The 15,011-nt window shown below is 50.7% G+C and carries 16 protein-coding genes; 1 reads left to right on the plus strand and 15 read right to left on the minus strand.

Annotation, left to right across the window (positions count from 1 at the left end; all coding sequences use genetic code 11):
• Positions 1 to 36: 36 nt before the first annotated feature.
• The 3 genes from sdaAB to DHAF_RS19170 all read right to left on the minus strand — a co-directional run bounded on the left by sdaAB (position 37) and on the right by DHAF_RS19170 (position 2,972).
• A complete protein-coding gene (gene sdaAB, locus DHAF_RS19160; protein WP_015944832.1) occupies positions 37 to 708 on the minus strand; it encodes an L-serine ammonia-lyase, iron-sulfur-dependent subunit beta in 672 nt (223 codons plus the stop codon).
• A gap of 82 nt (positions 709 to 790) precedes the next feature.
• A complete protein-coding gene (locus tag DHAF_RS19165; RefSeq protein WP_015944833.1) occupies positions 791 to 2,473 on the minus strand; it encodes a DAK2 domain-containing protein in 1,683 nt (560 codons plus the stop codon).
• Positions 2,474 to 2,615: 142 nt separating this feature from the next.
• Entirely contained in the window at positions 2,616 to 2,972 is a 357-nt protein-coding gene (locus tag DHAF_RS19170) for an Asp23/Gls24 family envelope stress response protein (protein WP_015944834.1), read from the minus strand.
• A gap of 279 nt (positions 2,973 to 3,251) precedes the next feature.
• Here DHAF_RS19170 and rpmB point away from each other — a divergent pair, with 279 nt between their 5' ends.
• Positions 3,252 to 3,443: a 50S ribosomal protein L28 gene (gene rpmB, locus DHAF_RS25370; RefSeq protein WP_005813371.1), complete on the plus strand. Its 192-nt coding sequence runs from the start codon at positions 3,252 to 3,254 to the stop codon at positions 3,441 to 3,443.
• 42 nt (positions 3,444 to 3,485) lie between these two features.
• Here the strand turns inward: rpmB and DHAF_RS25375 are convergent, their stop codons facing one another.
• The 12 genes from DHAF_RS25375 to rlmN all read right to left on the minus strand — a co-directional run bounded on the left by DHAF_RS25375 (position 3,486) and on the right by rlmN (position 15,004).
• Positions 3,486 to 3,710, minus strand: a complete 225-nt coding sequence (locus DHAF_RS25375) for a hypothetical protein (protein ID WP_080518289.1) — start codon at positions 3,708 to 3,710, stop codon at positions 3,486 to 3,488.
• 557 nt (positions 3,711 to 4,267) lie between these two features.
• Complete coding sequence (gene hslO, locus DHAF_RS19180) at positions 4,268 to 5,152, minus strand: Hsp33 family molecular chaperone HslO (protein ID WP_015944835.1); 885 nt, start codon at positions 5,150 to 5,152, stop codon at positions 4,268 to 4,270.
• 43 nt (positions 5,153 to 5,195) lie between these two features.
• On the minus strand, positions 5,196 to 5,891 hold the full coding sequence (locus DHAF_RS19185) for a thiamine diphosphokinase (RefSeq protein ID WP_015944836.1): 696 nt from the start codon (positions 5,889 to 5,891) through the stop codon (positions 5,196 to 5,198).
• Positions 5,888 to 6,562, minus strand: a complete 675-nt coding sequence (rpe, locus tag DHAF_RS19190; RefSeq protein WP_005811794.1) for a ribulose-phosphate 3-epimerase — start codon at positions 6,560 to 6,562, stop codon at positions 5,888 to 5,890. Before rpe ends, DHAF_RS19185 begins: the two co-directional genes overlap by 4 nt.
• Before the next feature lies 1 nt (position 6,563).
• Positions 6,564 to 7,454 carry a ribosome small subunit-dependent GTPase A gene (gene rsgA, locus DHAF_RS19195; RefSeq protein ID WP_015944837.1) on the minus strand — a complete coding sequence of 297 codons (891 nt, stop codon included), beginning with the start codon at positions 7,452 to 7,454 and terminating at the stop codon, positions 6,564 to 6,566.
• 36 nt (positions 7,455 to 7,490) lie between these two features.
• On the minus strand, positions 7,491 to 9,230 hold the full coding sequence (gene pknB, locus DHAF_RS19200; RefSeq protein WP_015944838.1) for a Stk1 family PASTA domain-containing Ser/Thr kinase: 1,740 nt from the start codon (positions 9,228 to 9,230) through the stop codon (positions 7,491 to 7,493).
• The gene (locus tag DHAF_RS19205; protein WP_005811799.1) at positions 9,227 to 10,645 is read right to left on the minus strand and encodes a peptidoglycan D,D-transpeptidase FtsI family protein; all 1,419 of its coding nucleotides are present in this window, start codon (positions 10,643 to 10,645) and stop codon (positions 9,227 to 9,229) included. The genes pknB and DHAF_RS19205 overlap by 4 nt, the downstream gene beginning before the upstream one ends.
• The gene (locus DHAF_RS19210) at positions 10,642 to 11,928 is read right to left on the minus strand and encodes an FtsW/RodA/SpoVE family cell cycle protein (RefSeq protein ID WP_015944839.1); all 1,287 of its coding nucleotides are present in this window, start codon (positions 11,926 to 11,928) and stop codon (positions 10,642 to 10,644) included. The genes DHAF_RS19205 and DHAF_RS19210 overlap by 4 nt, the downstream gene beginning before the upstream one ends.
• A 4-nt stretch (positions 11,929 to 11,932) precedes the next feature.
• A complete protein-coding gene (locus tag DHAF_RS19215) occupies positions 11,933 to 12,652 on the minus strand; it encodes a Stp1/IreP family PP2C-type Ser/Thr phosphatase (RefSeq protein ID WP_005811803.1) in 720 nt (239 codons plus the stop codon).
• Entirely contained in the window at positions 12,633 to 13,082 is a 450-nt protein-coding gene (locus DHAF_RS19220) for an FHA domain-containing protein (protein WP_005811806.1), read from the minus strand. The genes DHAF_RS19215 and DHAF_RS19220 overlap by 20 nt, the downstream gene beginning before the upstream one ends.
• Before the next feature lie 48 nt (positions 13,083 to 13,130).
• A complete protein-coding gene (locus tag DHAF_RS19225) occupies positions 13,131 to 13,934 on the minus strand; it encodes an FhaA domain-containing protein (RefSeq protein WP_005811808.1) in 804 nt (267 codons plus the stop codon).
• The gene (gene rlmN / locus DHAF_RS19230; RefSeq protein WP_015944840.1) at positions 13,931 to 15,004 is read right to left on the minus strand and encodes a dual-specificity RNA methyltransferase RlmN; all 1,074 of its coding nucleotides are present in this window, start codon (positions 15,002 to 15,004) and stop codon (positions 13,931 to 13,933) included. The genes DHAF_RS19225 and rlmN overlap by 4 nt, the downstream gene beginning before the upstream one ends.
• Positions 15,005 to 15,011 lie beyond the last annotated feature (7 nt).

A 15,011-nucleotide genomic window follows, 5' to 3' on the forward strand; every position in this document is an offset into this window, starting at 1 on the left:
TTCCCTCCTTATACACCTTTCGGTAATTATTAGTTTTCAATCCAAGGGTTCTATGGCCATAGCCTGATTCACTGCCGGGAGCTTTTTGATCAAAGCTAAGGCGGCCGGATCGATGGCTTGATCCGTCTCGATAATCATCAGCGCATGGGCTCCTTTTTTCTCCCTGGAAACCCTCATCTGAGCGATATTGATCTGGGTGGCGGCGATCAGAGAGCTGACTTGGGCCACCACACCGGGCAGATCATTCTGCAGAACCACTAAAGTATGGTAATCTCCCATGATCTCTACCTTAAATTGATCAATGCCGCCAATGATGATGCGGCCCCCGCCGATGGAAGAACCCACTACTTCCACCTCTTGCCCTTCCTTGGCTTTCAACTTGATCTTGACGGTATTGGGATGGACATCCCCCAAGTCCCCGCTTCTAAATTTTATGGCGATTCCCTGCTCTTCGGCCATCGCCAGGGCTTGAGGAATCCTCTCGTCATCGGTATGCATTCCTAATAATCCTGCCGCTAAAGCAAGATTCGTCCCGTGGCCTTTGCCCGTCTCGGCAAAGGAGCCATGAAGGGTTAACACAGCCTCAACGATCTGCCCGCCGCATATCTTTCGGGCCATAGCCCCCAGCCGTACGGCCCCTGCGGTGTGTGAACTGGAAGGGCCGACCATAACCGGGCCGATTAAATCAAAAACGGTACTCCGTCCCATAACATTCTCTCCTACTCATGGTCTCATCTATTGATTGTAAAAACCCCTCCGGATGGCTCCGGAGGGTATCGTTCATTGCCTATTATTCTACCCCGAAAATATAATAATACAGGGGTTGATTGCCGGGATAAAGCTCCAGTTCGATATGGGGGGCTTCTGCTTCAATCCATGCTCTGAGCTCTTGCGCTTGTTCTTCGGAAACATCTTCTCCGTAGAAAACGGTGAGCAAATCATGTTCTTTCCAGTTCATTTTGCCCAAGGTCTCCTGAGCAACCTGAAGGCGTTCTCTGCCCGTGACTTGGATAACATCCTCAATTAAACCCAGAATGTCCCCTTCTTTGATCTCTAAATCACCAAACTGAGAATCCCGGACGGCATAAGTAACTTCTCCCGATTTGATCAGGGACAGCCCTTCTTCCATCGTTCTGGCATTCTCCTCGGCATCGCCATAAGGATTGTAATTGACCAGGGCAGAAATACCCTGAGGGATAGATTTAGTAGGAATAATAAATACATTGCGATCCGTCACGATATCTTTAACCTGGCGGGCCGCCATGACGATATTGCCATTGTTGGGCAAGATATAAACATTTTTAGCAGCAACCTTGCGAACGGCTTCCACTAAGTTCTCTGTGCTGGGGTTCATAGTCTGGCCGCCAAAAATGACTTCATCCACGCCTAAACTTTTAAAGACCTCGGCTATACCTTCACCCATGGCTACAGCCACGATACCGTGCTCTTTCTCTTCCCCCGAACCCGGTTCTTGCTCTTGACCGGCTTTTGACCGGTTTTCCTCCGGAATGTCTTCCATCTTTTGAGCATGGGCCATGGCTTCATTTTGAGCTAACATATTATGAATCGCTACCTCATGAAGGGTTCCCCATTGGATAGCATAATCCAGAATTTTTCCCGGATTCTTCACATGAACATGAATTTTTACCACTTCTTCTGTGCCCACAACCAAGAGTGAGTCTCCGCGATCCGCTAAATCTTCACGGATTTTTTCAACCTGAAGGTTCTGGCCTTTAACTAAGAATTCCGTACAATAAGGAAATTCCAGATCCTCCACCGCAGTAATTCCCCGCACTGTTTGCGGTTCAACTTGCGACACAGGGAGAACGTTTTCTTCTTCAATCTCCTGGCCTTCCAGAGCTGCAATCCAACCGCTCAGTATAATGAGGAATCCTTGTCCTCCGGCGTCGACCACCCCGGCCTGCTTCAAGGTGGGAAGCATATCCGGTGTTTTTTCCAGGGTAAGCTGTCCGCGTCCATAGGCATCTTTCAGAACCTTCACAGGATCCGAGCCCTGCTTGGCACTGCTTTGTGCCCCTTTGGCCACTTCCCGGGCCACCGTGAGAATAGTTCCCTCCACAGGCCTCATGACGGCTTTATAGGCAGTGTCCACGCCCATCTGCAAGGCCTGGGCGATTTGCTGGCCGCCGGCTTCCTTATGCCCTTCCAGACCCTTGGCAATCCCCCGTAAAAGCTGCGATAAAATAACCCCGGAGTTCCCACGGGCTCCCATCAGAGAACCCATAGAGACGGCGGCGGCGACTTCAGCCACGGTCGCTCCCGAAGTTTTATCGGCATCCCTTACAGCCGATTGAATTGTAAAATTCATATTCGTTCCGGTATCGCCATCAGGTACGGGGAAAACATTCAATGCATCCACATCATGCTTCTTGCGTTCCAAGGCTCTCGCACCGGAGCGCATCATTTGTTTCCACTGTTGTCCTGTAATCATATTGCCTGTATCTCCATTCAAAATAATCCCCCTACTCTTCAGAACCTCGATCTATCACTGAACTAACCCGCCCTAAGTATAGCCGGCGGGTGCCCAAGGGCGGTTAAGTCCAGTATGGACTCGACTAACCTTCAGTGGTCCCCCACTGAAAAGTTGGCTTCGTTCAATCCAAGACACGGACACCCTGGACATTGACATTGACCTGCGCTACCTTGAGACCGGTTAGATTTTCAGTGGTATAGCGAACCCGTTCTATGACATTGGCTGCTACTTCAGAAATCTTAACTCCATAACCGACAATAATATACAGATCAATAACCACCTGATTATCATCGATGGATACAACAACCCCACGGGCTAAATTTTCGCGGCCCAAGAGTTCGGAGAACTTATCCGAGGATTTTCGGGAAGCCATCCCGACAAGACCATAACATTCAACTGCGGCAGCACCTGCTATCGTCGCAATAACCTCTTCGGAGATATCGATTTTCCCCAAATTATTATTAATCTCTTTACCCATATACAAGGACCTCCCTTTATCGGCATGTGTCCATATCGTCACTATTTTACCAAGTATTCATGAAATGTTCAAAGAAAATTATCCTAATCTACAATTAATCTTATGTGTGAGGTTTAATTGTATGCAACTTGTACAAATTATGGATTTTACTGGAGAAAATAAAGCCGGCAAAAAAGATTTACCCATCTTTCACGGAAAAGGCCCGGAAAAACCTTGCCAACCCAGTAAACATTTGATAGAATACATAGGTATCATTTCCGGTGTAAAGGAGGTAAGAGCATGGCTAATGTATGTGCTATTTGCGGAAAAGGGGTTGCTTCAGGTATTCAGGTCAGCCACTCCCATATCCGGACAAAGCGGACTTGGAAACCTAACCTGCAAAGGGTTCACGCCATCGTCAACGGCACTCCGACCCGGATCAGTGTTTGCACCAGATGCTTACGTTCCGGTAAAGTTCAACGTGCAGTATAATGTCTTAATTCCATCACATAGAGTGTAACTTGGCTGGTATCGTTATGACGGTGCCAGTTTTAGTTTTTTAGAGCCTGGGGAAACCCGGGCTTTTTTCTTTTGGCTTGCTCCTGGAAAAGAGCCGAAAGCTGGGTCTCCAGGATTTTGCTTTACACCGGTCGCTCCATAAGCTGCGCGGACAAAACTAACGCTCAAGCCCTTCGCTCCGAAAGGTGCCCGCCCAAATCGCTCCTGCTCAATGGGCGGTTGGAAACGTCCTGTTTCCAACCTTTCTCCGCTGCGGGCTTTTCGCGAAGTTTTGTTTCCGCTCGCTTAAATTCGCTCCCTAGCGTAAAGCAAAATCCTTGGGGTGCTTTTCTGGTCTGTACGTTCGTGCATGCGGGGCTTTGTAGCGTAAATAACACGACGGGTAGCTTTTTCCGTCTCTACCGACGCCGCTTAAGCGGCATGGTCGGCCATTTGCCCATTCGCCTGGGAGTAAATCCCGGAAAAGCTCCTTAGAGCGACCCAAAGAACCCAAGTACGGCTTGCACTAAGCCCAAAACAGGGCCAAAAAGATCCAAAAGACCCATAAGTGTAGCTTTACGCACAAAAGCGGACGGATTTAGCGAGGGGCGGTCAGGTGAACGAGGCTTTCTTAACGTAGCGGAGCCACGGTTCACATCAGGTATTACCCAGAGGTTTGGCGCAGCTGTTAAGAAAGCGAGTGAACCAGCCCCGGAGCTATGGAGTACGCGTTGGGCGTGAAGCTACACGACCCGGACAGCACGTTTCCCCCACCCACCGCCATCGCATATATGAAAAACGGGACCTGTCCCTTTGATTCATTTCGACTGCTCGTAAAGCTCACGCAGTTCCTCTTCGTTAAAATGGTAACGCTCATTGCAGAAATGGCACACCAATTCAGCCTGTTGATCCTTGATCAGATCTTCAAAGCCCTCTTTGCCGATACTGATCAAGGTCTCGCTGACCCGCTCTTTGGAGCAGGTGCATTTGTACTGCACCGGTCTTTTTTCCAGAACACGATAATCCAGATCTCCTATGAGCTGCGCAACCAATTCTGCCATGGTGGAACTATCTGCGGCGATTTGGCTGATGCCTTGAATCCGGGCCAACTGGGCTTCCAGTGCCTGAATACTCTCTTCAGAGGCATCAGGCAGTAATTGGAACAGCATCCCGGCCGCTCCGGCCACGTGAGAATCTTTACCCACCATTACACCTAGCAGGGCAGCGGAACGTACCTGTTCGGAATTCAGCAGATAATGGACCAAATCGTCGGCGATTTCCCCACTGACCATGGGAACCATTCCGGTATAGCTTTCGCCATTGCTCAGGCTGCGGCTTACGACAAACTCTCCGGCTCCTACGGCACCGGATACATCCAGCTTTCCCTGAGGATTTAAAGGAAGCTCCACTTGGGGCTCATGGACATAACCCCGCACCTCTCCCTGAGCGTTACCTACGGCAACCACTCCTCCCAAGGGACCGTCTCCAAGCAGCCGTAAGGTAATGGCCTCCTCTGCTTTCATAGAGCTGGCCAGAAGCAGGGATGCCCCCATAAGCCGTCCTAAGGCTGCGGTGGCCACAGGTGTGGTGTGATGACGGTTGGCCGCCTCTTCCACGGTATTGGTCATGCCTAGGGCAACCCAGCGAATCTCACCATTGCTCAGGGTACCCAGCCATAGTTCATCAGCATATTTATTGTTCATCTTCTTATTCAACCTCATTCAATTCAATTGGGTTATGTACAAATTATCTTCTATTGTCAGGGCTCAAAACCACAATCAGGGCCGTTCCTTCCGAAACGTCTACTATTGCATCTTCCCCCAAAAAAACATTGCTTATCCCTCGGGGAGAATCCCGATACAAAATCTCATCATAAAGAGGATAATAGAGACCCTCAGTGCGTACAACAGCTTTTGCCGTTATGGGTATTACCGATAGTTTTTGCCCTTTTTTCCCTGTTAACTTCCCCAGCCCCTCCAAGAGCCAAAGCTCCTGATCAGGCCCTTTCATGCGAATCCGAACACCCCTTTTTAAGAAGCCCTGCAAAAGAAAAAGGTTCCCCAATAAGTGATCGATGCGCCCGCCCATTGCTCCTAATAAGAAAACATCCTGGCTCTCCCAGCCTTGGACTCCTGCCTTCTCCGCTTTCACCGTCCCCTCTTCCTGCTCCATAAGCTTGACAGCATATTCCAGGGCCAGCTCCAGGTCGGTCTCATCCTTTTCGGCGGGATAGCAAACTATAACGGTTCCCTTCTGGCGGCAGATTTCCAGGGTCTCAGGCTCCGCGGAGTCCAGATCGCCGAGCAAAGCGTCCGGAACGAATCCTGCCCGGACGATATGATTGCCCCCACCGTCCACTGCGATCAGCCGGTCATAAGCGGCCAGCTCTCTTTTACCCCATTCCTGATCCCATTCGCCATTGGCTACTACGGCAATCCTCACTTTGGATCACCCTTATAGCCTTGGGCCGCTTCCCGGAGCTCTTGGACTGCCCGGGCCGGGTCAGCGCAGGCAAATACCGCCGCTCCGGCCACCAGGATATTGGCACCGGCTTTGACTACGGCAGGAGCCGTGTCCAGATTGATTCCTCCGTCCACCTCAATCTCACAAGAGGATTGCATCTGATCGAGATGCCGGTGAAGAACTTCAATCTTAGGAAGAACCGCGGGGATAAATTTCTGCCCCCCAAAGCCCGGATTAACGCTCATAATCAAAACCATATCCAATTCATCGAGGATGTACTTGATTCCGTCCAAAGGGGTGGCCGGATTAATGGAAACTCCTGCGGTAAGACCTAACCCCTTAATCTGCTGGATGGCACGATGGATATGGGGCGTGGCTTCCAGATGCACTGTAATATGATCCGCCCCGGCTTTCGCGAATTCCTCAATAAAGCGTTCCGGATGTTCAATCATTAAATGGACATCAAAGCGCATCTGGGAATAAGGCCGCAGCGCTTTAACCACCAGGGGGCCAATGGTAATGTTGGGTACAAAATGCCCATCCATCACATCAATATGTAAGACTTCAGCCCCTGCTTTTTCCACTAAGGCAACCTGATCTCCCAAATGGGCAAAGTCTGCCGATAAAATGGAGGGCGCAATTTTTATCATTCTAATATCTCCTCTCGGCTGCAATAACTTCCTCTAAAAACTGACAATAGTGCTCATAACGGGATGGCTGAATTCTCCCTGATGCCACCGCAGCTTTTACCGCGCAATCCGGCTCTTTATGATGCTGGCAGTCGGCAAAGCGGCATTCTCCTACGTCCTGAAATTCCCAGAAATAATCTGTCAGCTCTTCCCTCTTCATGGCGGGAAGATAGAGGGAGGAGAACCCCGGGGTATCCGCCAGCAGCCCTTCCCCGCAAACCATCAGCTCCACATGGCGGGTGGTATGGCGGCCTCGCTTCAGCTTGCGGCTGACATCCCCTGTCTTTAACTCCAGACCGGGGGATAAGGCATTGACAAGGCTGGACTTGCCGACACCGGAGGGACCGGCCAGAACGCTTACCTTCCCGTTGATATGCTCCTGCAATTCAGCCAGCCCTTCCCCTGTCTTTGTCGATACCTTAACTAATTCGCAGCCCAGCTGCCGGTAAAAATCCAGCCCATCGGCCGGAAAGGTGTTCTCGGCGGTGCTTTCGCCCCTGCTGCCCAAGTCGATTTTATTTAAAACGAGAATGGGCTTAATCTGAGCAGCTGTCACTTGAACGATAAGCCGATCAAGCAGGTTCAGATCCGGTGCAGGGGATACACAGGCAAAGACCAGAAAGGCCTGATCCACATTGGCTATGGTCGGCCTGACCAAGGAGTTATGGCGGGTCTCCACTTCTTCAATCGTCCCTTTATCCCCTGTTCCCGGTAAAATCTTTACCCGGTCTCCCGGCAGAAATCCCTGATTGCGAATGCGAAAGCGACCGCGCAGGGAACATTCCCATACCCGGCCTTCCGCGAATACATAATAAAATCCACTGTATCCCTTGAGTAATATTCCAGAAATCATGCGTTCCTTTTACCCTTTCTCAAAGAGTCCTGCCTTTCATTGCGCAATTTTATCCAGCTTGGCCACATGGCCTAAAATAACCGGATTAAAGGCTATAGGCCCCGGCCCCCGGGAAATGATGATCCTGACCGTATCTCCTTTTTTAACCATATCACCTGGTTTAGGATCGGTTGCCATCACCACATCCGACGGATATTCGGTGGAATTTTCACTGTCCACGATCACTTTTAACTCATACTGCTGCTCCAGAATTGCTTTAGCATCAGCCGGTGATCTGGAAATGACATTGGGCATGGGCTTCGGTTCATCGACTTTCCCGGCGCTGACCGTTAAGGTGATCTTCCCATTTTTGGGCCAGTCTGAACCCGGGGCGGGATCCTGCTCCACCACAATGCCTTTGGGCAGAGAAGAGTTTTGATCCTCCTGGGCAACAATGTTATCTCTTTTGAAACCCTGGCTCTCTAAAAAATTAATGGCCGCTTCCTGAGTGATATCTCCGGTCTTAAGGTTAGGAATTCTTGCTTGTTCGGGACCTAAGCTCACCCAGACCTTGATGCCCCGTTCTTTTTTCACAACGGCACCCTCTTCAGGGTCGGTTCGGGTAATCTTCCCCTTCTCCATGTCATTATTGTATTCTTCCTGAGTGTTCGGGTCTAAGGATAAACCTTTTTGTTCAGCAAAATAACCGGCTTCCTGAATTGTTTTTCCCACCAAGGGAGGAACCGTCGTGGTTCCTACATTAAACCATTGGGATAAAGCAACCCAGCCTCCCCCCATGATCAGTACCAAGGCCAGCAAAGCCACCCAAGGCCAGCGTTTACGAAATAGTGGGACCTTAGCCTTTTTCCGGCCTGCTTCCTTTTCCTCGGAAGCTAAAGCTGAGTTCACTCCGGCCCTTAGCGAGCTGTGGACCCGGGTGCTTTCTAAGTCCTGGTCCTCATCCACCGTCTTGTCCACAGGCAAGCCGGCCTGAACTTTGCGCAGATCCTGCAAGAGATCTTTGGCCGTAGCATAGCGCTGATCCGGAGATTTGGCAATGGATCTCATCACCAGATTCTCCAAAGCAGGACTGACCCTGGCGTTCAGCTTGCTGGGAGGGACGGCTAATTCCTGCAAATGCTTAAGAGCAATGGAGATCGGGGTCTCGCCGTCGTAGGGCACCTTCCCTGTCAAGAGTTCATAGAGAATAATCCCTAAAGAATAGAGATCGGATTGTTCGTTGGTCTGGATTCCCCGGGCCTGTTCCGGAGAGAGGTAATGAACCGAACCCACGATATCTCCCGTATGGGTCATGGTGGCTGCTGAAACAGCCCGGGCGATGCCGAAATCAGTGACCTTGATCCGCCCGTCTTCGGTAACCAGAATATTATGAGGTTTAATATCCCGGTGAATAATATGATGCTCATGGGCATGGCGGATGGCCTCCGCAATCTGGATGCCCAGCTCCAGGGTCTGTTCCGTGGATAAGGGGGCATAATTGCGGATGATATCCTTCAGGTTCTGTCCCTCGATATGCTCCATGACAATGTACTCCGTCTCACCGTCCTTGCCCACATCGTAGATGGAGACGATATTGGCGTGGGACAGACTGGCTGCCGACTGGGCCTCCCTGCGGAAACGGCGGACGAATTCCTCGTCTGCGGTAAACTGCTCGTGGAGAATTTTAATGGCGACGATCCGGTTCAATAAAAGATCCTTGGCTTTGTAGACAATGGCCATACCGCCGGACCCGATCTTTTCAATTATTTCATAGCGATTACTCAATATCTTGCTCACGAGTTATCACCTGCTTTCTGCCTTAATGCGGTCTCAATGATGGCGCGGGCAATGGGCGCCGAAGCCCCTCCCCCGGTACCCCCATTCTCGACCAGGACTGCTACAGCGATTTGAGGATTATCCGCCGGAGCAAAAGCAATATACCAAGCATGGGTCCTGACATTTCCTCCCGGTTCAGCCGAACCTGTTTTGGCGGCTACCTGGAACCCGGCAATGCCACCGGGAGCCGCTGTCCCCTCATTAACTGCCGTGACCATGGCGCTCTTAATCCTTTCCGCTTCCTGGGAGGACAGAGGGGTTAACCACGGTTCAGGTTTTTTTCTGTAAAGTACATTCTGATTCTCATCCATCACCTGATCCACAATGTGGGGCTTCATAATCACACCTTGATTGGCAATTCCTGCTGTGATCAAGGCCATATGGAAAGGTGAAACCAAAACTTCCCCCTGCCCAAAAGCACTGGCTGCCAGCAGGTTATCATCCATGCGGCTGGGCACTGCCTCTTCGTTGGTCAGGGTACTGCGCTTCACCGGCAATTCAAAAGGTATCTCCTGGCCAAATCCGAAAGATTTAGCTGCTTCCAGAAAAACCTTATCGCCCGCTTGCACACCGTAGGTTGCAAAATAAGTATTGCAGGACTCAGCCAAAGCCAGATTATAATTCACCCAGCCATGGGCCTTGTCATTTTGTTCACGGATCACTTGTCCATTAATGATCGCCGTACCTGTGCAATGATAGAGATCACTTGTATCCAACCCGGCCCGCAGGAGGGCCGCCGAGGTCATCACCTTTAATGTAGAGCCCGGGGTATAGAGAGCAAAAGCATGATTCAGAAAAGGGCTCCCCGGCTTCTTGCTGATGTTCTCCCAATCTTCATCCACAGTATTGCCATCAAAGCTGGGCTGACTGACTAAGGCCAGCACTTCCCCATTGCGGGGGTCGATGGCTACCGCCGAACCGATCTTTCCTTTTAAGCCTTCATAGGCCACCTTCTGCAGACCATAATCCAGGGTAAGCACCACATCATTGCCCTGGCGGGGAAGTTGGAACACCTGCTCCAGGGTCTGTTCAGCCGTGGCATCTTTGATCCCCAAAAGCCAATCGCCAAGATGAGCCTCCAGCCCGGAAGAACCGCGCAGCAGGGTTGCATACCCGATCAGGGGCTCTAAAGCTTCACCTTTAGGGTAAATTCGAGTTTTCTCGTCTTCTTTTACTTCGGTTTGTGCCAATACTTCGCCATTTCTGTCGAAAATTCCTCCTCTAACCACCCGCTGCTCCATGAGAATAAGCCGGCGATTGGCGGGATTGTCCATCAATTCCGCAGAACGGGCCACCTGCCAATAGACAAGACCAAAGCTCAGGCCAATGATGCTTAAGGAGAAGCCTATGGCTACATTTCTTAAACCTTTTTTCATGCGGCATACTCCCTTCCTTTATTCTTGATATGCAAAGGACCTGCAGCTTCCGCATGAGAAATATTAGCTAGAATTCCCAACAGTAAAAAGTGAATAAGCAAGGAGCTTCCGCCATAACTAACCCAGGGCAGAGGGATTCCCGTTAAGGGCAGGAGCTTGGTGACTCCGGCCAGGATGATGATGGCTTCCGTCCCTACCAGGATTCCGATACCTGCTGCTAAAATCTGACCAAAGCGGTCTGCCGCTTGAATACTGATGTGGAAGGCCCGCAAAACCACCACCAAAAAGAGCATCAGCAGGGCCATAGCCCCGGCAAAACCAAGCTCTTCGGCAATGATGGAAAAGATAAAATCCGTGCTGGCGGCAGGTACCTGAGAGGCGCCGATGCCATTGCCCAGACCTGTTCCCAGGATCTTGCCCCCGCCAATGGCAAAGAGGGATTGAGCAATTTGATAGCCGCCACCGCTGGGATCCCCCCAGGGGTTGAGCCAGGTGGCAACACGGACTTGAACATGGCTGAAAAGAAAATAGCCTAAGGTTCCCGTACTTAAGAAGACAGGCAGGGCAACACCGAGATAAAGCACCCGCTCCGTCACCACATAGAGCACCAAAACATACAGAGAATAGAACACCAGGGCTGTACCTAAGCTCTTCTGAGCAGCCAACAGGAGCAGCGAAAATCCTCCCATGACCAGAAAGGGTCCCAGGGTGCGCCAGTCCGGCAAGGAAAGCCGGCCGATCTGTACCGTCCCTACACGCAGAACCTCTTCATGCTCACTCAGGTAAGAAGCTAAGAAGATGAGCATAGCCACCTTAACCAATTCCTCGGATTCAAAGCCCATACCACCGATATGCAGCCAACTGGTTGCTCCTCCTTGGGTCACCCCAAAAAGCAGGGTGATCAGCAACAGAACCACGGCACCTAAACCGGAAAGATAACGGAAGCGGCCCAAGGCCCGATAATCCCGCAGAGCATAAAGGACACAATAAAAGATAAACAGCCCCAGACAAGCCCACCAGAATTGCTTTAAGGCCGAAGCCGGGCGGATGCGGGTGATAAAGACCAGTCCAATCACCAGAATCATCTGCACTGTGGGCAACAGAAAGGGATCCCCCTGATAGGCCACAAGTTTTTCCAGGGCTGCGCCGATTAAGAGCAGCAGCGAAAAAACCCCCGCCTGCCAAAGGATTTGCTCGTTGGCTTTGCCGTCTAAGGCTAAGACGCCCAGTCCGACCCAGAGAATACTTAAGATTAATAGACGTAATATCCAGACCCTTTTCATTTTGTCACTCCGTAATACAGCATAAAGCTGTAAAATTATCGGGTGCACCTCGTTCTATGATCAGTTGATGAAGGCGCTCCAGGTGCTCTTCCCATGAACCTTTCTGCAAGAACTCCTCCTCTAACTCCCGATCGCTGATCACATTGGATACCCCATCCGTACAGAGGAAAAAGATATCCCCCGTCTGCAACTCCAGGAACTGAGAGTCCACCTCCACATCCCATCCGGCTCCCACAGCTCTTACCAACATATGACGCTTGGGATGGCTATCCGCCTCTTCCGAAGAGATCTGTCCCAGACGCACCAGCTCACCGACTAAAGAATGATCACGAGTCAGCTGAATCAGTTGCTCATTGCGCCATACATAGGCTCTGCTATCCCCCACATGGGCGAGGACAACCTTAGTCTCTCTGAAGACCAGAACGGTCAAGGTCGTACCCATTCCTTCCGTGGCAGGGTTGCGGGTCGAGCTCATATACACTTCCCGGTTGGCCCGCACCAAAATCTCCCTGACCTGGTTCTCCAGGTCCTCATTCTCTTGGGCCCCCAGATGGGGAGCACCCTTGATCAATTCGTCCAGGGCTGTCCGTGCCGCTACTTCCCCTGCCAGATGCCCGCCCATACCGTCGGCTACTGCATACACACCGTACTCCGGCAGAGCAAGGAAGGCATCCTCATTATTTTTGCGTACGCAGCCTGTTTCACTAAAGCTTAGAACTCTCATTTTGCCACCTCGAATATTGGAAAGTAATACTTCCAATTTTCACATAATCTCCGGCAACCAGTTGAACCGGGGAGGAGATCCGCTCTCCGTTAACCCAGGTTCCATTGGTGCTTCCTAAGTCCTCCAGGGTCGTTACCCCTTTATGATGCCGTACCAGGACATGATCCATGGAAGCGAAGTGATCGGCTAAAACCACATCGTTATTTTTCCCGCGGCCTATTTTCAGGCCTTTTTGGTCAATGCGAAAGACCCGGCCTTTAGGCAACAGCTCTCCTCCGGAGAGCACTTCAAAGCGCCCAAATTCCTTTTCCCCCTTGCGGATCAGCCCCTTAACCTGCAAATCAGCCAATAAGGCTGTGAGTATCCGAAAAAGAAAAAGATAAATTAGTCCAATGAAAAGTATCCTTCCCAGTACTAAAATTCCTTGCATAGAAACCTCCGCACTTTACTGACCTTCTTAACCCCTCCAGCATCCCGTTCAATGGTGACGCAGGATAAAGATCGTCTGCCCTATTTCCACCCGGTCCCCCAAGCCTATTTTCTGCTTGGCAATCCTCTGTCCATTGAGCCAGGTTCCGTTGGTGCTGCCTAAGTCGTCAATCACCCAGTCTTCCCCGTCGCTGCTGAGCTTGAGATGCCGCCGGGATACCTCGGGATCCTGCAGGACAATTTCACACTGACCATGGCGCCCGATATGAATCGTCTCTTCCTCCAAAGGGAAAGTTTTTCCAGAATCCGGTCCTTGAATTATTTCGAGAGCATAACGAATTTTCCTGCTCTGTTCATAGGAATTTCGGAGATTGTAAGGAAGTTCCCCTTGAAAGATATTGGTCTGATCCCGCCAGTCCACAGATTCAACCGCTTCCTGGGCCTCTTCTTCGTACTCGTCATCGTCGTCCCAAAGGACCTCGATGGAATCATCAAAATCCACTTCGATGAACATTTCATGAGGCTTGACCGTGTCATCGGAGTGAAGTTCGATGGAAGGTTTGCTCAAGAAAGTAAAGCCGCTTTTCTTGCCCTCGGCATGCAGATATTTGGAAAGCTCAATTAAAAAGGCATCCCCAAAATTAGCAAAAGGACTCCAATCACTGGAGTGGAGAAAAACCCGGTAAACATTGGGCACATAAACCTGGGAAATGCTCACCTGCTTGTTTTTCTGCATGATGCGAACCAGTTCTTTAGCCAATTCCACAGGTTGCAGCCGAGAATTGTTATTCTTTTTAAACATACCCGTAAATAGACTTTCCGCTACTTCTTCAAAACGGGCCAATAGGTTCATTTCTGCTCACACTCCAATTGCCGTCTTAATTGACCGCAGGCTGCGTCGATATCTGTTCCTTTCTCTTCACGAACAGAAACAGGGATGCCCATACTCTCTAAACTCTGGGCAAATTGCTGAACCTCCTTGGCCGTGGGCCGGGCCATTCCTGTTCCCGCTACAGGGTTGACCGGAATGAGATTCACATGGGCTAATTGTCCCTTTAAAAGATGCCCTACTGCTTGAGCAGCTTCCAGGGTTGCCTGACCGGAAATCAAAGCGATCTCAAAGGTAATACGGCGGTTCGTCAGCGTAGTATAGTCTCCGCAGGCTTCCATAAGTTCCTCTAAGGGATACTTGCGATTCATAGGAATAAGCTGATCCCGGGTCGTATTATGGGCACTATGTAAAGAAACAGCCAAGCCTACCTGAGGATTATCCTTAGCCAATTGCCGGATTTTCGGGGCTACTCCGCTGGTGGAGATGGTCATTCTCCTCATCCCAATCCCCTGACCTTCTGGATCATTGAGCAGTTCGATGGCTTTGAGAACCGCCTCATAATTCAATAAAGGCTCACCCATGCCCATAAAGACAATATTCGTGACCTGAAAATCCGGATCTTCCTGGCGCATGAGGTACGTGATGTCCAGAACCTGACCCAGGATCTCCCCGGGGCTTAAATTTCTCCGCCATCCCCCCAGGCCGGTGGCACAGAAGGCACAGCCCACGGCACAACCGATCTGAGTGGACACACAAACCGTATGACGATCCCTGTTCTTGCGGCGATCATAATCCATCAGCACACATTCCAGGGTTTCACCGTCAGCACAACGGAAGAGAAATTTACGGGTGCCATCCTGAGCAATCTGTTCCCTGACTTTTCTTAGAGGCTGCAAGAAGAGGCCCTCCTGCAGCTTTTGCCGATCCCCTGCTCCGATGTTCCTGAGCTCTTCCCAGTTTTGAACAGCTTTCTGCTGGACCCACTGGAATACTTGGCGGCCCCGGAATTTCGGCAGTCCCAGCTCAGCACAATGCTGGGTTAACTCACTTTGATTCAGATCCCGGCAATCCATTCTCTTCATAGTATTCACCCAAATC

It is taken from the genome of Desulfitobacterium hafniense DCB-2, from assembly GCF_000021925.1.
GTDB classification, from domain to species: domain Bacteria; phylum Bacillota; class Desulfitobacteriia; order Desulfitobacteriales; family Desulfitobacteriaceae; genus Desulfitobacterium; species Desulfitobacterium hafniense.